This is a genomic window from Peribacillus sp. V2I11, assembly GCF_030817135.1.
Lineage (GTDB): Bacteria > Bacillota > Bacilli > Bacillales > DSM-1321 > Peribacillus > Peribacillus simplex.
In genome coordinates this window covers 4336227-4354846 of sequence record NZ_JAUSYW010000001.1, presented here as the reverse complement: position 1 = coordinate 4354846, position 18620 = coordinate 4336227, and the positions used below count along the sequence as shown (strand labels likewise).

The following is an 18620-nucleotide window of genomic DNA, read 5'->3' as shown; positions in this document are numbered from 1 at the left end:
AGTGCCCGTAAGCGCGGGCACTTTTTCTTTGAATGCAAGGAGCTTTTACCAACCATAGACAGGGTGTTTATAACGCCATCATATGGGAAACCTCGCCATCATATAGTTGCATCAATTCACTTGGTTCGGTGCCTTGGGCACCAATATATCTTCAGTTAAATTCAGCTGCCCTACCTCTTCAATAGGAGCATTTTCAAACTTCACTTTTTCAAAACCAAAATCCTTGGCTATGAAGAGTATGGCTTCTAAAGCTTGAAGGGATTCCTCATCATTTTCAATGGCAGCTTGATCTGATAATTGAATGATCACAAGATCTCCATAAGAGCTTATCCTTTCCCATTTCAGGTCATGCGGGATTGCAGGTGAAATCCCCTCGATGTCCGCCTCCCCTTTTCCAGCTTGCAGCGCCTCTTCAAAGTCCTGATAGCCCATATTGCTTGGAACAAGTAACCTTGGGGAGGTCTCATCCCTTTGGTAAAGAAGGTATGTGCGATTTTTTTGATGAGGTATATCCACCTCCTTTAAATATCCCGCATGCGCAAACCTGGCTCCTTGCTTACCACCTGTAGAAAATGTCATTTTCTCTATATTGTTATAGGAAAGCGTTTCCTCCATCGAATGGAGAAAAAGGGTATCTTCATCCAATAATTGGCTTTTTTCTTGAAAATCAATATGAGCAGTGGTCATATCGTTTCCTTGGCTAATCTTTATATCAAGTGGAAAATAGTCAGATAGCCCATATTGCTCTTCTTCGATTTCGGACATTTGATTAACTAACTGATTCAGTGTATCACTTTCGTCATAATGTTTGAGTTTAATTGAAATGGGAACGATGAAATTCATTTGATCATCTGGGACACCCATCGTAATGATCGATGCATTTTTAAGGTCATCTTGATAGATTGCTTGTGCAAAAGTTTTTGCCTTTTCCCCTTTTCGGGGTTCCATTTCTGAAACCTTGTCTTTAGATTCGATTTCAGCTTGCTTACTCGAAAACTCTTGATTATACTGTTTATCTTCTGAAGGATTTTCTTTGTTACTTGCATCCTGCCGTTCAAGATCTGCCATTTCCTTATTTTCAGATATGGATAATTTCCCACTACTGCCGCTGCCCTCTTGACTTGTCGTTCCTTTTTTTTCAATAATTATCGATGATGCCAAAACAACCATTAAGAATAAGGAGGCAACACCCGCAATTAGAGGTATCCAGTGTTTCGTTCTCTTCTTATTATGTATTTTCGCAAACACCTCTGCCTTGGTTCGGTCATCTTTTAATTTCGGAAGCTCGCGTAGCATGTCTTCAATTTCATTTTCTTTCCAACGGGATCTTCTCAATGCGGTGGCCCTCCTTCCCTGATAATTCTTCCATCAACTTTTTGATAGCCTTTAAAGCACGGTGCTGGGTCGTTTTCACCTTACTTTCACTCCAATTCAATACTTCAGCAGTTTCCGTAATGGACAATCCCTGAATATACCGTAAAATGATGACGGATCTTTGATCGACGGTACACCGGTTTAAGCATTGATAAATATTTTGGATTTCATCGTTCATGATAGCCACTTCTTCGGGAATGGGCTCTTTATCCTTTATCAATTGCCTATCCCAATCAAAGTTAGGAAAGATTTTGTCTTTCCACCCTTTTTGTTTCCGAAAGTAATCAATCGCCACATTTCTTGCAATCGAATACATCCACGTTTTTTCACTACTTTTTCCTTCGAAGCGTTCATAGGCCTTCATCACCCGGATATAGACCTCCTGAACAAGGTCCTCAGCCGTTTCTCGATTTTTAGTCATATAAAAAATGAATTGATATATTTCCTGATGATATTTTTCATAAAGATCGTGGAAAACGGAATCCATCATTTCCCCACATCCGTTCATAAATATAGTCGTCAATCCTAAATAAAAGTTACATACCTCGGCTTCAATCTTATTATAATATTCCGTTAATTTCCACATATCCGGGACTTCTTATCTTGTTTCCTAAAAAAACAAAGGCAAGTTGGAAAGAAATCCAATTGCCTTTGTCTTCTCAGTTCCTTATGAAATAAGATCTTTTGGCATGCCACCCGTCATTCATTCAGCATTTTCCATAATTCGAGGCAAAATAAAACTGAACGTCGTCCCTTTATTTGGTAAACTGTTTACCGAAATGTAGCCATCATGGGCATTGATTATATTTTTCACGATTGCCAAACCCAATCCGGTACCCGAACGGCCGCGGGTCCTTGCTTTATCCGCTTTATAAAACCTCTCGAATACAAAAGGTAAATCTTCTTCGGGAATTCCGGATCCAGAGTCCCTCACATCAATTATCAGACCCCTTCGATCACTTGTCCTCTGAATGACATCAATGTTACCGCCTGGAGGAGTATGACGAATCGCATTATCAATTAAATTGGTCAAAACCTGTTCAATACGGTCGGGATCGAAATGCCATTGAATTTGATTGTCTTGCAGACTGGCTGATATTGTAATCCCTTTTTCTTTGGCTAACCCGGAAAACTTACTTGTAATCCTCTTTAAATAAGGGGAAATAGGTACACATTCATAGCTAAGGTTCATTTTACCCGATTCCAATTTTGCTAGATCGAGGAGATCATTGACTAAACGTCCCATTCTCAAAGACTCATCATAGATGATACGGGCCATTTCCACCTTTTCCTCTTCACTGCTCGCAATGTCATCCACGATCGCTTCACTATAACCTTGCAACATTGAAATCGGCGTTCTTAACTCATGGGAGACATTCGCTATGAAATCCGTCCTAAGTTTGTCCATACGTCTTTCATCACTCATATCCCGTATGATGGCCACCGCTCCGCGAATATTTTCGGCATTTGTATATAGCGGACTGACAATAAATCCCCAATCACGGCCCTGTAAGGTGATTTCACCGACTTGCTCCTTATCGAAGGACCCTGATTCATCAAATAGATTCATCAAAACCAAGGGGACATTCACGTCATCTTTCCGGTTAAAGCCCTTTTCAAAGTACCAGGATTGCAGAAACCTTTCCGCTGGCGGATTCGTTTCCAGAATTGTGCCATCCTTATTAAAGGTAATGACCCCATCAGCCATACTGCTAAGAATGCTTGAGAGATGTTCCTTTTCCTGACTAAGTGCATTCATATTGAATTTCAGTTGCTTCCTCATCTGATTAAACGCTATGGCCAGCTCACCGATCTCATCTTGAGTCAGAATCGGGACCTTCGTATCAAATTTCCCCCGGGCAATCGCTAGAGCGGCTTCCCTCATCTTCACCAATGGGGCATTGATTCTTGTAGATAAAAAGAAAGCAAAAATCGTTGTCAAAATAATGGCGATGCCCGCTGCCAATAAAATGAACTGTGTAGTGGACTTTGTGGTTTCTTCCATGGACTCCAACGATTGAAATAGGAAAACTTCATCCTGTTCCCCGTTCAATTCAAGTGGAATGCCTACAACGATTGCGGATAATTCCTCGTTATCCGCATCATCGGATATCGCCATTTCTTTTTTTACAGTCTTTCTTTCCGTAAAAACCTTGAGCAAATCAGAATCATTTTTAATGGATTCCGGCGTGATCTCAAACTCATTATTTCCTCCGATGGATGAGAATACCATTTTGTCATCATTAAGAATGATCATTTTCGTTTCGTTGCCTATTAATTCCGAAGCTATTTGTAAAACCTCGTTGCTGGATCCCTGATGTTCATTGGTTACCTTAATGATTTGTTCAGCGGTTTTGGTTAAATCATTTTCAATATTTTCAATTTGAAAATTCTCAAAGAATTCGACCAGCAGAACGGTTAAAACGATTAATACAAACGACACGAGCAATAGGATCGTTGCCCATAGCTTCCCTACAACACTGCCCCATAGCATCAGTCATTAATGACTTCGAACTTGTAACCTACACCCCAAACGGTGACAATCATCTTGGCTGCGTTTTCGGATATGCGGTTTAATTTTTCACGTAAGCGTTTAACATGCGTGTCTACAGTTCGAAGATCTCCAAAGAATTCATAGTGCCAGACTTCTTTTAACAATTGCTCCCGATCGAAAACCTTATCTGGGGATTTCGCCAAGAAATATAATAATTCATATTCTTTTGGTGTTAATGAAACCTCTTTGTTATCAGCAAGTACACGGTGTGCATCATTATCAATGGTTAGATGCGAGAAGACGATCACATCTTTTGCCGTCGTTTCCGTCTGCATGTAACTTGTGCTTGAAGAGCGCCGTAATAAAGCTTTAACCCTTAAAACGACTTCACGAGGACTGAACGGCTTCACGATATAATCATCGGTCCCCACTTCGAACCCTTGTACGCGGTTCACTTCTTCCCCTTTAGCAGTCAGCATGATAATCGGTGTCGTTTTCTTTTCCCTTAATTCCCGGCAAACTTCGATTCCATCTTTACCAGGCATCATAATATCCAATAAAATTAAATCATAATCATTTTCAAGGGCTTTCGTTAAAGCCATATCTCCATTTTCTGCTTCATCGATTATGTACTCTTCTCTTTCCAAATACATCTTTAGCAGCCGGCGGATTCTTTCCTCATCATCCACCACGAGAATTTTAATAGCATTATACATTATGTAATCAGCCTCCTATCATATATTCTACAAAATGAAAACTTCCATGACTAATACTTTTTCCTTACAAAGTACGATAAAGAGCCAATTTCGCATAGCTTCCATGAACCTTTCACCATTTTGTCACAAAAAAAGACTTCGACCGCTCACTAAGATTTCATTCATGCTATTTCACCGAAATATTCTTATTAAAAGGAGTGACGGAAAAAGGGATCATTCTCTAGAAAAATCGATAAGCCAACTCCTCGACGTTTCTATCAAAAGACCCCCTTCATCTACTTATTACAATACAGAATCAAGCATATGAATGCAAACCAGCAATAACAAGATTAACGAATATCAAGTTAAACATTATGATGGCAAAACCGATGACGGCAAGCCAAGCTGATTTTTCCCCTTGCCATCCCTTCGACATGCGCAGATGCAAGAAAGCCGCATAAAACAACCAAGTAACCAGTGCCCAGACCTCTTTCGGATCCCAGCCCCAGAATCGTGTCCAGGCCACTTGTGCCCAGATCATTGCAAAAATGAGGGCACCGAGTGTAAAGATCGGAAAACCGATAAGGACCGAACGATAACTAATTTCGTCCAATAAATTCAAATTCACATTTTTAACGATCGGTTTAATCAATGCTGCCACTCTTTTGCGAGTAATCAACCTTATTAAACCATACAGGACGAGTCCCATACCGACTGACCAAAGTACAGTATTCAGTTTCTTGGCATTGATCAGTGCAGGCATGTCCACCAGTGGTTCAAATCGATCCGTCTCGATAAGTTTCCCTTCATTGGGACCTACCAATGCCGGTAGGTTGAATTCCTGTTTGACCTCGGCACCATGTTTATCCACCCAATCAAAATTCGCCTTATAATCCATGGCAGCAAAAGAAGAAGTGCTGATGACGAAACCGATGGTGCAGACTAATATGAACATGATGACTTCAAGCCAGAACGTTCTTTTGCTAGGTTGTGTCTGATCGACGAATTTGATTAAATAAATGATGGCAGTAACGAAACTTATGGCAAGGATCGACTGTCCTGCCGCTGCAGTCGTTACATGAATATGAAGCCAATCACTCTGCAAAGCAGGAATGAGTGGCGAAATTTCTGTAGGGAACATACTTGCATATGCGATTATCAATAACGCAATCGGTAAAGCGAATAGCCCAAGGGCAGGTGTTTTATAAAGAAAATAAATTAATATGAAAGCACCGACCAGCATCATTCCGAAAAAGGTCGTAAATTCAAACAGGTTACTTACCGGGGCATGGCCGGCGGCAATCCATCTAGTGATGAAATATCCAATTTGCGCCGCGAAACCGAGAATGGTGATGAAAATCCCCAGTTTAGCCCATCTGTTTTGTTTCTTTTCCTCCGCTCCGCGTTTATCCTTGATCGATCCCCCAAATAAAAAGGTAGCGATCAGATATAATAAGAAAGCTGCATATAAAAAGTTACTGCTTAATTCAGCCATTTAAAACTTCCCCCTTACTAGAAGATTTCTCCTCTTCAAGTTGATCCATTGGTTCGGAAAGTGATGTTGATTCTATAGCTTGCTTTATATCTCTTTTAATACCGTGCCAGTTTTTGTTTGTATGGCCGGCCATTAATATCTCATCATCTTTCCTCTTAATCCATATACGCCGGTGATTCCAATAAGACCCTTGGACAACGCCGATCATGAAAATGATACCACCCGTGAATAGGATCCAAAGCGTTAAATCCTTCCTGACGGTCAAAGCCGTGACATCTTGGGTTTCCACACCATTAAAAGCCATTTTATAAGTGTTTTCCCCTAAAGGCTCCACAGTCTCCTTAATCGCTACGAAACTGACTTCACCCTCTGGCTTATCCGGAGTATGCATTTTAAAGATAAATGCTGGATTATTCGGAATTTTCGATATCGTTCTAGGTTCGCCTTTTTCATCGAACTCGAAATCAGGGAAGTAACTGATCAAGTCAACCGAATATCCTTCTTTCAACTCGTATTTCTTTTGAGGGTTATTCAAATCAACCTTTAAGCCACCATATTTCTCTTCGGTTTTTTTATTTATCAAATTAAAAGCCATCGTACTGAGCTCATCCAGTTTATAGTCTACTTGGTAGAGGGCATAATGATCATGTTTCAGAGGTTCATTGACTTTGATTTTATAATCTTTAAGCTTATCAAGGTCCACTTTTTCCCCTGGTAAGGTTTCTCCCTTGCGTTCATACAACGTAACATCGGATTGATAGGTTTTTGCGATCGTACCGGTTTTATCAATTGCAGCACTGTACTGCTCATCTTCTTCATTTTCTTTGTCATACACCTCTAAGGTAAATTCATTATTCTGGAGGTAATATTCACCATTTGTACCCGGGATTTCTTTTCTCTCGCCTTCACGCAGCCAAAGTACTTTGTCGATATACATCCCAGGGACGGAACGCAATAATGCTCCAATTAAGAAAATGATAAGTCCAATATGATTTACATAGGGTCCCCAACGTGAAAAACGACCCTTTTCGGCAAGTATATGACCGTTTTCCTCTCGTATATGATAACGCTGCCTTTTTAGTCTATCCTTTACTTCTTCAAGGTTTATATCTTGGTCTTCAAGCTTTGTCACCCCATAAATCCGCTGACGTTTCATGAAACCGTCATGACGTGTGACCCCTTGTTTTTTTAACGATCGATATAATGGAAAGAACCGATCGATACTGGCAATCAATAGTGATATGCCCAGCATGCCTATGATAATCAAATACCACCATGAACTATACAAATTATGAAACCCGAGTTCATAATACACCCTTCCGAACCAGCCGTATTCCTGTTCATAATGCTCTGCAGGCGTAGCTGTTGAAGGGATGTACATTTCCTGGGGTAAAATCGTCCCGATAGCTGAAGCGATCAAGGCAATGACAATGAGCGTCACCCCTACCTTTACGGAAGAAAAGAAGTTCCATATTTTATCGATGATCGTTTTTTTATATGTTTGAGAACGCCTGGCACTTCCTTCATATCTCATATCAATAAGCTTGGTTTCTTTTTCGTTACCAAGCATCATCCCGCATTTCCCACAAATCTTTGTGCCAAACGGATTTATATGACCACAATCGCATTTTACTTCTTTCATGTCAAAAACTCCCCAATATTATGGTTTAATTCTCTCCATATGCTTTTGGATGCTCTCTTCTGTCAAAGCTCCGGTGATGATATCTATCACTTTCCCCTCTTTATCAACCAAAAAGGTGACAGGCAATATATCCACGCGATAAGCATTCTCCACTTCCCTACCTTTATCGATCATGACAGGAAAGGTTAGATCATGCTTTGTAATGAAATTATTGACAGCATAGTCAGATTCCCCGACATTAACCGCCAATATCTCAACGCCTTGGTCTTTAAAGTTTTTATATTGATTTTCCATATAAGGCATTTCATATTCACACGGTTTGCAATATGTACCCCAAAAGTTCAGGAAGACGCCTTTTCCCTTGTAATCGGAAAGTTTATGCTCTTTGCCTTCCATATCAGTTAAGACGAAATTGGGTGCATCGGATCCTTTTCTCAGACTTTCATTCTTATCTTTAGTGAAGTTCGTATAAAGGGCGAACACTAAAGCTGCACCTAAAAGCAGGAGAATGATGGTTCTGCTAATTAGGCGTCGCTTCTTTTTATCCATAGAAATCCTCCTAAGGCCACACTAAATTTAACCATACCATTATACCACTTAACGCCATGTCCTTTTTGTTTACATTTCTGAAGGTTTTGTGACATTCTTTCCCGATTCATGAAGGAAAAGGTATTTACAGGTTGTTTTCCACCACCCATTCTTCCAGGGGAAGAATGGGGTAGTGGTTTCAACCTATTAATACAGGAAAAATTCTTTCTTACATTCTCCGCTGTTTAGGTTCGGTCGTTGCTAAAGTCCGCATTAATTTAACTTCATGTGGAGTCAGCTCCCGGGAATCTCCTGCTGTTAAACCGTCCAAGGTCAAGAAACCATATTGTTCCCTCTTCAATTTAATGACGGGATGGCCAATTGCTTCGAACATCCGGCGGACTTGCCTGTTCCTGCCTTCATGTATTGTGATTTCAACTATCGCCGTTTCCTTTTTCTTGTCGGTAGACAATACCCTTGTCTTGGCTGGTGCAGTCTTGCCATCCTCCAACTTGATACCTTTATCCAACTTTTTCAAGCTTTCACGCAAAGGCATCCCTTTCACTTTTGCCACATACACTTTATCCACTTCATGCTTCGGATGCATTAACGTGTTTGCAAATTCCCCGTCATTAGTTAAAATCAACAAGCCCGAAGTATCGTAATCCAAGCGGCCAACTGGATAAATCCGTTCATTAATGTAAGGGAAAAAGTCCGTTACGACTTTTCTATTCTTATCATCAGAAACTGCTGAAATGACGCCACGCGGTTTATAAAACAGGAAATAAACCGGGGCTTCTTTTTCAAGCGGGACTTCATTAACCTCAACCTTATCATTAGGCCCAACTTTCACACCTAATTCCTTCACTACTTTGCCGTTCACTTTTACCTTACCTTCTAAAATCAACTCTTCTGCTTTACGGCGGGAAGCCAGTCCAGCATGTGCTATAACCTTTTGTAATCGTTCCATCTATCTTCACCCCATAGTATAATCATTCGTTTGTTATTGTCTATACATACACAATCATACAATTATTACATATTGAGAGGCAAAAACAAAAGGTTTTTCGCGATTAAGAGCTTTTCTTTTATTATTACACCAATAATGGGACGGTTAAATGGGTTGGTTTCCATAATGAGTGTAACATAGCTTATTTTTCCATACAAAAAAATGTTTCTTTTAGATGAAAGTTTGAACCCACTTAAAAATGGAGAGCTTAACATAGCGATTGTTTAAGAAAAAAGACAAAAAAAAAGAAATGGAATCGCCCATTTCCCTACCTTTAATTCATACCGAAAACCAGTGTGACGACGATAACGGCAGCTATGATTCCGATCAAGTCCGCCAAAAGACCGACCTTAAGGGCATCTCCCATTTTTTTGATCCCGACGGCTCCAAAATAAACGGTCAATACATAGAAGGTGGTATCTGTACTTCCCTGAATCGTGGCAGCCAAGCGGCCAATAAAGGAATCGGGTCCATATACAGATATCAGGTCGCTGGTTATTCCTAAAGCGGCTGTTCCGGATATTGGTCTGATAATCGCAAGGGGTAAAACCTCAGACGGAAAATGAAGAAGGGAAAGCAATGGGTTCAATGTTTGTACAATGAAATCCAAGGCCCCTGATGCCCTAAATACTGAAATCGCCACAAGCATCCCTACAAGGAAAGGGATGAGGGAAAAAGACATGCTGATTCCTTCTTTCCCCCCCTCAACGAAGGTCTCATAGGTGGGAACTCTTTTCAAGGTGCCGTACAGTAATATACAGAGGATCAAAATCGGTATCATCCAAATTGAAATGGTGGTCATCCAGTGTAACATCCTATTCCCTCCCGCTCCTCTTTCTCCTGTAATAAAAATATCGATCTATCGCGATTCCTCCAACGGCAGAAATGGCCGTTGCTATAATGGTCGGAAAAACGATGTCCGTCGGGGAGTGGGCATCGTAATTCATCCGAATCGCAATGACAGTAGTTGGAATCAACGTTACGCTTGATGTATTGATTGCTAAAAAGGTGACCATCGAGCGGCTGACCGTTGCTTTTCCTCCATTTAGTTTCTTTAGCTGTTCCATGGCTTTTATTCCAAGAGGCGTAGCTGCATTCCCCAATCCGAATGTGTTTGCCATCATATTGGAAAGTATATACCCCATAGCGGGATGATTAGCAGGCACTTCAGGGAATAGCCATCTCATGAACGGTTTGAACAAGTTGGATAGTTTATCTAACAGCCCCGATTCCTCCGCTATTTTCATCAAACCCAGCCAAAAGACAAGTATGCTCATCAGTCCCAGGCAAAGGGTGACCGCTTCCTTTGCGCTGACAAATAGCGCTTCATTCACCTGATCCATCGTCCCATTAATCATGCCAAAGACAATACCGATCACAAACATCCCGACCCAAATGTAATTAACCATTGCGTCCGATTCCCAATACCGCTTCAAATACCTCAGCCCATGAAGATTGGAATGATTGTTGCTTGAAGCTTTCTTTTGCTTCCCCATAAAAAATCGAACGCGTACCTATTTTCTTACCATCGAGATAGATGGATGCTCTGCCGACCACTTCCGGGATTTTCCTTTTATCTTTCCAAGCCTTCTGGGGCTTCAACAATTTCATTTTCACATTGACCAAATTTCTCTCTTCTTTTGTTAGTGGGTACGAAAAATCATTTTTAATGTAAACATGCCCTTTATATATTTTATTTTTCATATTTCTTACCATGCCTTCAGGTAAAATTTCTGTCGGCTGATAATCCTTAAAGGCGGATTCGTACATTTCAATATGATCATTCCAATCATCCGGACCATTCAATGTCACAGCAATCAGGTCATGCTCATTTTTTGTTGCCGTCGTGACCAAGGTCCGTTTTGCTAGTTTGGTATACCCTGTTTTCCCCCCTGTGCAATACTCATATAATTGTGTAAGCAGGCGATTTTTGTTTTTCCATATATAATCCCATTGTTCTGTGGAATTAGGTACCCTGTGTTCCTTTGTGCCGGAAATCTTTGCATACGTTTCATTTTGCATGGCATAACGAGTGAGTATGGCCATATCATATGCGGTTGAATAATGGTTCTTCGTATTATCCAAACCATGTGGATTTGAAAAATGGGTATTTTTCATCCCGATTTCTTCCGCCTTTTGATTCATCATCCAGACGAATCCATCCAGGCTTCCGCCAACCTTTTCGCTGATTGCGACTGCTGCATCATTACCTGAACGAAGCATCAGGCCATAAACCAAATCTTCGAGCTTAATTTTTTCTCCTTCTTTTAAATAAAGGGAAGAGCCCTCCGTCCCGAAGGCATTGCCGCTTACCTTCACTGTTTCATCCATTTGTCCTGATTCAATAGCCAAGATAGCCGTCATTATTTTCGTAATGCTTGCTATGCGATTCTTTTCATGGGCATTCACTTCATAAATGACCCTTCCGCTATCCTCATCCATTAAAATCGCACTATGGGCACTTACGGATACATTTGCTTTGGAGCTTTGTACAGGTACCATAAAAGACAACAGGATGACGATACACAAACTTGATAACCCTTTATATGGAAAATGCATGAGTGCCCCCTTGTCTCTTTACTTGTTTTTGTACAAGTTTATGCAAAGGGACAAGGGTTATGAATAAAAGAATGTAACCCTTCATGATATCTACTGATTTTCAAGGGCATAAAAAAATCGATAGGAGGACATGCCCCTATCGATTTAGTGTTCTATCATACTAATAAAGCAGCGATTTCATCAATTTTCTTAGCTCCGAATACCACTTCTTCATCATTGATGATCATGGCCGGCACGCTCATGACTTTATATTTCTTCTTGATTTCCTGGAAATTGCTTATATCGACCATTTCAGCTTCAACGTTAGGGTTTTCAATCGCTATGCGCTGTGCACCCACTACAACGTCTGGACAGTAGTGGCATGCCAATGAAACCATAACCTTAATGTTCGCTTTTTTACTGATTCCCTTAATTGAATTCAGTACGACTGAATCCAATGCTTGACCAGGTCCGGCCAGATTATAGATAGCCAAAATGAAGGAATTCAACTCATGGCCGCCTGGTACACCGTGGTATTTGACGCCACTGTATTCACCATTCGAATTTAAGAGGGAAACGACAGGGAACTTATCTGCATTGATTTTTTCTTCAATTTCCGTATTTTCCCCCTTGTTGTATAATTCAAGATGAAGCTTATCTCCTAATTCCGCAACATCCAACAAGAAATCTCGCAATTCGACTGATTTTGGCAAACTTTCATCGACGATGGACACCAATGTAACGTCGCTCTCCATCTTGCCGAAGATTCCCTTTAATTGGCCACGTAACGCATCACTTAATAAAGCGCTCTTGCCTGCTGGGACAGCGGCCTGTTCTTTTTTCGCCGGTTTTTCAACTTCAGGTTCATCTTTGATTCCTAAACGATCTTTTTCTTCTGCAATATATTTACCGGCATCCGTTGCTGCAATCGCTCCATCAGATACAGCTGTGATAATCTGGCGCAAGGATTTTGGCCTTAGGTCGCCCGCCGCATAGACACCATTAACATTAGTCTTCATATCATCATCGGTAAAAATGTAACCAGCATGATCCATTTCGATATGGCCCTTGAAAATCTCTGTTTTCGGCTCGTAACCTATGAAAACGAATACTCCAAACGTATTGTCTTCTTCCTTAGCCTTATATTCAAATTCTTCTTTAGTCGCGTTATTGATGAACCGTGCACTTTGAATCATCCCGTCTCCATATACCCCAAGGATTTCCGTATTGAATTTCACTTCAATCTTATCATTTGCCATTACTTTATCAACAATGGACGGGGCACACGAGAAGCTTGATTCTCGGGCGATGATTGTAACTTTTGTAGCAAAGCGTGTCAGGAATATTGCTTCTTCAGCGGCTGCATATCCTGCCCCGATAACGAAAACTTCCAACCCTTCAAAGAATTCACCATCACATGTTGAACAATAAGCTACACCGCGGCCAGTGAATTCCTCTTCACCTGGAAATCCTAGTGTTCTTGGAGTAGCACCCGTTGCAATGATGACGGCACGTGCATGGTAGTCCCCGCCAAAGGTTTTAACGACTTTCACCTCACCGGAGAAATCCACGTCCGTTACATCAGCTTTGGCGAATTCAACGCCAAAATCTTCGTTTTGAAGCTTCATTTCTTCAACTAACCTAGGGCCCGATATATGACGGATACCAGGATAATTGGCTATTTCCGACGTAGTTGCAGCTTGTCCGCCGCCAGTTCCTTTTTCAAGAATTATTGTTTTTAACTTAGCTCTTCCTGCATAAACTCCGGCTGAGAGGCCTGCAGGTCCGCCACCAATAATTAATAAATCATATTTTTTTTTCATCTTTTGTGCTCCTTGCTGAATGATAATACGTGCTAAACTGATTATTTTAAAAAACAAAAGGCACTTATTTTAGGTAAGTGCCTTTTGTCATAAGATCTTGTAGGACGAATTGTCCCAGTAATCGTAATCAATGCTGGGTATGTCCATTACCGGTAGAAATGGACCATCCCATTTAAAAATTAAAGTTTACCTACAAGGTCTAGGCTTGGTTCAAGAGTAGCTTCACCTGGAGTCCATTTTGCAGGGCAAACTTTATCTCCATGTTCCGCTACGAATTGTGCAGCTTGAACTTTTCTTACAAGTTCTTCAGCATTACGTCCAATTCCTAGGTCATTAATTTCGTATGCTTTAATTTGTCCTTCTGGATTTACGATGAAAGTTCCACGTAGAGCCAATCCATCTTCTTCAATTAATACACCGAATTGACGGGATAAAACGTTTGCTGGGTCAGCTAACATTGGATATTGGATTTTACCGATTGTATCAGTAGCATCAGCCCATCCTTTGTGGCTGAAATGAGTATCTGTTGAAACTGAGTAAACTTCACAACCAATTTCCTTGAATGTTTCATAGTTATCTTGAAGATCAGCTAGTTCAGTTGGACATACGAAAGAGAAGTCAGCTGGGTAGAAAAAGAATACTGCCCATTTTCCTTTAACATCTTCAAGTGTAACTTCTTTGAATTCTCCCGCATGGTAAGCTTGTACTTTAAAATCTTCAACTTGTTTATTGATCAATGACATAATAAATTCCTCCAATAGCTAATTTTTTTATCTGCTCCTGTTTATAATAATTATTAAATAGAAACTAGTCAATAAATATACCTTAATAATTTTTAAGTTCACAAATTGGTCACAGTTTTTATATTGATATAAATTAATTATTTTTTTAAAACCCCTAGTACTTCAAAATAGCATATTTAACACATTTCCAATGTTATTTCAAGGATTTAAATAAGACACATGCTCATTATTTCATGAGATGATATCATCTCCTTTTCAATCTAATTATAATATCCAAATGAGAATCATAAGTCGCTTTCAAATAAAATTTTCAGGTCCCTCTTCATATCTTTCCCATATTTTCCCTAAAAAATTCTTGATACAAAATTTCAGGCAAAAAAAATAAAACGAACCTTCACGGATTGGTCAGACTGTAGACAAATTCGATGATAATCAAGTTTGTCTACAGTTTTTTTGAGGGTTTGTAAAAACTCGAACGTTGGATTGGAACGTAGGGCGGTTTCCGCGGGCGGTCTCCCTTGGACGCACTTTACCGCAGAAGTCCCGTACACCCGTTCCAATCAACTTTGTTTAACATTTAGATAAAACTCCTTTTGCCTACAGTCTTATTTGTTTTAAAATACACGTATTAAACTGAAGTGATAAGGATACTTTTTTCAGCGAGATCAACTTGAAATGATTAGCTTAGATCAACTGGTTTCATCGAACCATTTGGTTCGTGAATTGACGGGCGCCATTGATTTCAAAAGGGTTTCGGAATGAAACCATTCCGAAACCCTTTTCTACAAACTGAAACGAACCTTCACGGAGCGTATATTTGTAATTGGTTCTCCAAGGACTCTCCTATATTTTATCAGTTATTGCTTTTTCCAAATAAGCTTTTTCGCTTCGGTGAACCTTACGGCAGTTTTCGGCCAGTTTACAACATCCCACCATTTGTCCACATACGCTGCCCGATTATTTTTATATTGCAGGTAATAAGCATGTTCCCATACATCAAGAACAAGGATTGGGATCGTATCCCACTGGGTCAAAACCATATGCAATTCCGATTGAAGTATTTCTAGCCGCCGCGCACGCGGAACCCAGACTAAAATCGCCCAGCCAACACCTTCTACTTGCTTGGCAGCTTCACTAAAATGACTTTTAAAAGCTGCAAAGCTTCCAAAATCCTTCTCAATCTGTTTAAGTAAATCCCCCTTTGGCTGTCCGCCCCCTCCCGGAATCATCACTTCCCAGAACAGCGTATGGAGATAATGGCCTGATCCATGAAAGGCTGCTTCTTTTTCCCAATGTTTCAACAAGGAAAAATCATTCGTTTCCCTCGCTTTCTTCATCATCAATTCCGCTTTATTCAGACCATCGACATATGCTTGATGATGCTTATCATGGTGCAGATACATGATTTCCCTTGAAATCGTCGGTTCCAACGCATCATAGGCATAAGGTAACGGCGGTAGCGTATGCTTCCCAATCGGCACTGATTGGCTTTCCTGTATATTGAATTCTCTAGCGAGTTCTTCAATTTCCTCGTAGACCCGAGCCATCTCTTCTTCAATCAGGAGCATATCCTCATAATCCATTTCTTCCTCATCCATATCTTTTGTCAACTTGGAAAGCCGTTCAATATTTGACAGCAAAGGCGAATCGGTGATATCGATCTTCTCAAGATATTCCATCACTCCATCAACCCAATCACTTACCTCTTTAGCATAATCTCTTACTTCAGACATCTTGCAACCTCCTCTTAACCTTTATGCACATAAATCATCAAAGTATTTTATGTTTCGATTAAGCGGAGATTCCATTTATAGCTAAAAAAACAGCTAGGCCTATTAAGCCTAGCTGTTTCATTATCTTGACTGTAACATTTTCGTCCGGTAATCCGTTTCATAAAACTCCAATTCTTCACGCATGGACTGGAATCCACTTTCCACGGCCTTCAGAATGGATATTATGCTGTCAGGTACACTTTGATGAAATTTAATCGAGTTTTTTCCTGTATAGGCAGATCTGCTGTCCTCGAACCACCGATCTGATTTTGGGGAAAAGTATTCTTCGATACATTGATGATAAACCCTATAAAGCGTCTTTTCAGCTGCAGCTTTATTGAAAACATCATTTTTCAGAACGATTTGGCAAGCCTCCAAGCCCTCTTCACAACTTACAAGCATTCTTCTTAAACTAGAAAGGATCCCTTTATAATAGGTTTCATCCCCGCTTTTTTCCTTTTGCAGCTTAGAATAGGTCGTCTCATTTATAAATTCTTCTAACTGAGCCACTGTTGTTTCTAAAAAGCCTTTTACATCCTCAAGCTGAGATTTTACCAATGTATTCCCCAACCGTGAACCCTCCTCAAAATGATTAAGATTGAATATAATAGTCAACATGTGATTCTATATCATATGGTTTAGCTTGGTCAATAGATATAAACACTTTCTCCAATTTTTCAAAATCTATATTTTCGAAATAACCAGCCAGCTCTTTTTCTGCATTTATATATATACGTTTTCGGTTAACCAGGCTCGGGTCTTTGAGTAGACAGACCATGGCAATGATATCAGCCATATAAATATCTCTGTTAGGGCTTTTGAATATAGGATTGGCGGGATATGGGGTCCAACGAGTGACCATCTCATCAAAATAGCGAAGATACAGTACATTCAGCGTCTTTTCTTCCCCATCCTTTATGTATTGTATAACGGATCGATTAAAGAAGTCCTCAGGTGAATTTGACTTTTCCTTTTCAAGCCCAAATCCATTGCATGCTACAATTTGCACCCGCAATCCCCCCGCATTCATTTTTTTCTATATTATCACAATTTAAAGAAAAATGTTATTCGATTGTTTGCTGAAATTTTTCAAAAAACAGATCGGCTTCCCCATTTTCAAAGCTATCATCCGAATTATCGTCGAGAGGCGGTAATTCATCTATGGAATTCAGGCCGAAGTAATCCAAAAACTCTTTTGTTGTCCCATATAAATAAGCCCGGCCGGAGCCTTCAGCACGTCCGACCTCTTTGATTAAGACTTTTGTGACAAGTGTATGAATGGGGCGTTCCGTTTTCACTCCGCGAATTTCATCTATTTCAGCCCTAGTAATCGGCTGCTTATAGGCAATGATTGCGAGTGTTTCCAAAGCCGCTTGGGACAAGCCTTGAGTGCTTGATGTTTCCACTAGTCTTTTCAAGTAATCCGAGTGCTCTTTCTTTGTCGTCATTTGATAAACACCCGCTATTTCAATCACCTGAATCCCGCGTACATCCGATATATATTCTTCCTTTAAACTTTCAACGATGTCCGTTGCTTGATACTCCGTAATTTCCAGGACAGAGGAAATTTGTTTGACGGAGAGCCCTTCATCTCCGGCAGCAAACAATAATGCCTCAAGAATCCCTTTCCAATTAATAACTTCCAACTGGTTCTACACCTTTCTTAGCAGCAATCATGATCTCCGAAAAATTATCTTCCTGTTCAACGATGATTTCATTTAATTTCATCAGTTCCAGCACCGCCATAAAAGTGATGACGATATGCTCTTTAACCGGGAGCGAAAACAGTTCAAAAAAACTTTTCTTCCCTTTAATTGATTGTAGCTCAATCATGATTTCATCCATTCGTTTCTCTATCGATATCTCTTGTTTCGTTACTTTCGTGTAAAGCGGCTTTTGAATTTTTTGCCTTCGCAGCAGTTTTTGCAGAGCCCCCAACATATCGTATAGACTTACGTTCAACTCTTGTTTATCACTTTCCGCTTCTTTAACATAAACTGATAAATCACTTGGGGGTTTAGTGAACATCAAGCTGCGCTCTTCTTCCATCCCTTTTAATTCTTCAGCTGCATTTTTATACTTTTTATATTCTAATAGTTTTTCCACAAGCTCATCCCGTGGATCTTCCTCAAATATTTCCCCATCTTCATCAATCAATTGTTCATCCTCATGCTTTGGCAGCAACATTTTACTCTTGATGGCAAGCAGTGTTGCAGCCATCACCAGATATTCGCTGGCCACATCCAATTCCAGATGCTGCATCGTATGGATGTACCCTAGGTATTGATCTGTTATATCAGCCATGGGAATATCATAGATGTCTATTTCCAGGCGATTAATCAAATGCAGGAGTAAATCCATCGGACCTTCGAAAGCGTCAATTTTTATATTATAACCCATTAAATTACCTCATTTAAATCTAATTGGCCGATAAAGGCCTATTTCTTTTACTTATCCAGTATAGTGGATTGCCGCCCTTTATCCAAATAATAATTTGCTGTCCTCAG

General features: G+C 40.2%; 18 protein-coding genes. All 18 read right to left on the bottom strand.

Translation table 11 applies throughout. The features are described 5' to 3' along the window. Nucleotides 1-111: 111 nt before the first annotated feature. Nucleotides 112-1335, bottom strand: a complete 1224-nt coding sequence (locus tag QFZ73_RS21340; RefSeq protein WP_307270406.1) for a hypothetical protein — start codon at nt 1333-1335, stop codon at nt 112-114. Then, entirely contained in the window at nt 1307-1861 is a 555-nt protein-coding gene (gene sigX / locus QFZ73_RS21335; protein ID WP_251435015.1) for an RNA polymerase sigma factor SigX, read from the bottom strand. The genes QFZ73_RS21340 and sigX overlap by 29 nt, the downstream gene beginning before the upstream one ends. 216 nt (nt 1862-2077) lie before the next feature. Further along, on the bottom strand, nt 2078-3871 hold the full coding sequence (locus QFZ73_RS21330) for an ATP-binding protein (protein ID WP_307272966.1): 1794 nt from the start codon (nt 3869-3871) through the stop codon (nt 2078-2080). Beyond that, nucleotides 3868-4584 (bottom strand): response regulator, encoded by a 717-nt coding sequence (locus QFZ73_RS21325; protein WP_098370811.1) that lies wholly within the window; start codon nt 4582-4584, stop codon nt 3868-3870. The genes QFZ73_RS21330 and QFZ73_RS21325 overlap by 4 nt, the downstream gene beginning before the upstream one ends. A gap of 295 nt (nt 4585-4879) precedes the next feature. Next, a complete protein-coding gene (ccsB, locus tag QFZ73_RS21320; RefSeq protein ID WP_251435002.1) occupies nt 4880-6058 on the bottom strand; it encodes a c-type cytochrome biogenesis protein CcsB in 1179 nt (392 codons plus the stop codon). Beyond that, the gene (resB, locus tag QFZ73_RS21315) at nt 6051-7700 is read right to left on the bottom strand and encodes a cytochrome c biogenesis protein ResB (protein ID WP_307270400.1); all 1650 of its coding nucleotides are present in this window, start codon (nt 7698-7700) and stop codon (nt 6051-6053) included. Before resB ends, ccsB begins: the two co-directional genes overlap by 8 nt. Nucleotides 7701-7718: 18 nt before the next feature. After that, nucleotides 7719-8249 carry a thiol-disulfide oxidoreductase ResA gene (gene resA, locus QFZ73_RS21310; RefSeq protein WP_144478468.1) on the bottom strand — a complete coding sequence of 177 codons (531 nt, stop codon included), beginning with the start codon at nt 8247-8249 and terminating at the stop codon, nt 7719-7721. A gap of 208 nt (nt 8250-8457) precedes the next feature. Beyond that, complete coding sequence (rluB, locus tag QFZ73_RS21305; RefSeq protein WP_034308106.1) at nt 8458-9198, bottom strand: 23S rRNA pseudouridine(2605) synthase RluB; 741 nt, start codon at nt 9196-9198, stop codon at nt 8458-8460. Between the two features lie 313 nt (nt 9199-9511). Then, nucleotides 9512-10039, bottom strand: coding sequence for a spore maturation protein (locus QFZ73_RS21300; RefSeq protein ID WP_373459022.1), 528 nt, complete (start codon nt 10037-10039; stop codon nt 9512-9514). Between the two features lie 13 nt (nt 10040-10052). Then, nucleotides 10053-10646, bottom strand: coding sequence for a nucleoside recognition domain-containing protein (locus tag QFZ73_RS21295; protein ID WP_251434998.1), 594 nt, complete (start codon nt 10644-10646; stop codon nt 10053-10055). Next, nucleotides 10639-11796, bottom strand: a complete 1158-nt coding sequence (locus QFZ73_RS21290; protein WP_373458961.1) for a D-alanyl-D-alanine carboxypeptidase family protein — start codon at nt 11794-11796, stop codon at nt 10639-10641. The genes QFZ73_RS21295 and QFZ73_RS21290 overlap by 8 nt, the downstream gene beginning before the upstream one ends. Before the next feature lie 155 nt (nt 11797-11951). Further along, nucleotides 11952-13598: an FAD-dependent oxidoreductase gene (locus tag QFZ73_RS21285; RefSeq protein ID WP_307270388.1), complete on the bottom strand. Its 1647-nt coding sequence runs from the start codon at nt 13596-13598 to the stop codon at nt 11952-11954. A gap of 179 nt (nt 13599-13777) precedes the next feature. Beyond that, the gene (gene ahpC, locus QFZ73_RS21280) at nt 13778-14341 is read right to left on the bottom strand and encodes an alkyl hydroperoxide reductase subunit C (RefSeq protein ID WP_063233159.1); all 564 of its coding nucleotides are present in this window, start codon (nt 14339-14341) and stop codon (nt 13778-13780) included. Between the two features lie 857 nt (nt 14342-15198). Continuing rightward, nucleotides 15199-16074: a superoxide dismutase gene (locus QFZ73_RS21275; protein WP_307270383.1), complete on the bottom strand. Its 876-nt coding sequence runs from the start codon at nt 16072-16074 to the stop codon at nt 15199-15201. Between the two features lie 120 nt (nt 16075-16194). Further along, a complete protein-coding gene (locus QFZ73_RS21270) occupies nt 16195-16683 on the bottom strand; it encodes a YpuI family protein (protein ID WP_307270381.1) in 489 nt (162 codons plus the stop codon). 22 nt (nt 16684-16705) lie between these two features. Continuing rightward, nucleotides 16706-17122, bottom strand: coding sequence for a hypothetical protein (locus QFZ73_RS21265; protein WP_251434991.1), 417 nt, complete (start codon nt 17120-17122; stop codon nt 16706-16708). A gap of 55 nt (nt 17123-17177) precedes the next feature. Next, nucleotides 17178-17759, bottom strand: coding sequence for an SMC-Scp complex subunit ScpB (gene scpB, locus QFZ73_RS21260; RefSeq protein ID WP_307270375.1), 582 nt, complete (start codon nt 17757-17759; stop codon nt 17178-17180). Then, entirely contained in the window at nt 17746-18513 is a 768-nt protein-coding gene (locus tag QFZ73_RS21255; protein ID WP_251434987.1) for a segregation/condensation protein A, read from the bottom strand. Before QFZ73_RS21255 ends, scpB begins: the two co-directional genes overlap by 14 nt. Nucleotides 18514-18620: the final 107 nt, after the last annotated feature.

Excerpts from the sequence above, each read along its gene's own strand:
- QFZ73_RS21290 (WP_373458961.1), bottom strand. The coding sequence starts at position 11,796 with ATGCATTTTCCATATAAAGGGTTATCAAGTTTGTGTATCGTCATCCTG.
- ccsB (WP_251435002.1), bottom strand. The coding sequence starts at position 6,058 with ATGGCTGAATTAAGCAGTAACTTTTTATATGCAGCTTTCTTATTATAT.
- ahpC (WP_063233159.1), bottom strand. The coding sequence starts at position 14,341 with ATGTCATTGATCAATAAACAAGTTGAAGATTTTAAAGTACAAGCTTAC.
- QFZ73_RS21300 (WP_373459022.1), bottom strand. The coding sequence starts at position 10,039 with ATGACCACCATTTCAATTTGGATGATACCGATTTTGATCCTCTGTATA.
- QFZ73_RS21295 (WP_251434998.1), bottom strand. The coding sequence starts at position 10,646 with ATGGTTAATTACATTTGGGTCGGGATGTTTGTGATCGGTATTGTCTTT.
- QFZ73_RS21255 (WP_251434987.1), bottom strand. The coding sequence starts at position 18,513 with ATGGGTTATAATATAAAAATTGACGCTTTCGAAGGTCCGATGGATTTA.
- resB (WP_307270400.1), bottom strand. The coding sequence starts at position 7,700 with ATGAAAGAAGTAAAATGCGATTGTGGTCATATAAATCCGTTTGGCACA.
- sigX (WP_251435015.1), bottom strand. The coding sequence starts at position 1,861 with ATGGATTCCGTTTTCCACGATCTTTATGAAAAATATCATCAGGAAATA.
- resA (WP_144478468.1), bottom strand. The coding sequence starts at position 8,249 with ATGGATAAAAAGAAGCGACGCCTAATTAGCAGAACCATCATTCTCCTG.
- QFZ73_RS21325 (WP_098370811.1), bottom strand. The coding sequence starts at position 4,584 with ATGTATAATGCTATTAAAATTCTCGTGGTGGATGATGAGGAAAGAATC.
- QFZ73_RS21285 (WP_307270388.1), bottom strand. The coding sequence starts at position 13,598 with ATGAAAAAAAAATATGATTTATTAATTATTGGTGGCGGACCTGCAGGC.
- rluB (WP_034308106.1), bottom strand. The coding sequence starts at position 9,198 with ATGGAACGATTACAAAAGGTTATAGCACATGCTGGACTGGCTTCCCGC.
- QFZ73_RS21275 (WP_307270383.1), bottom strand. The coding sequence starts at position 16,074 with ATGTCTGAAGTAAGAGATTATGCTAAAGAGGTAAGTGATTGGGTTGAT.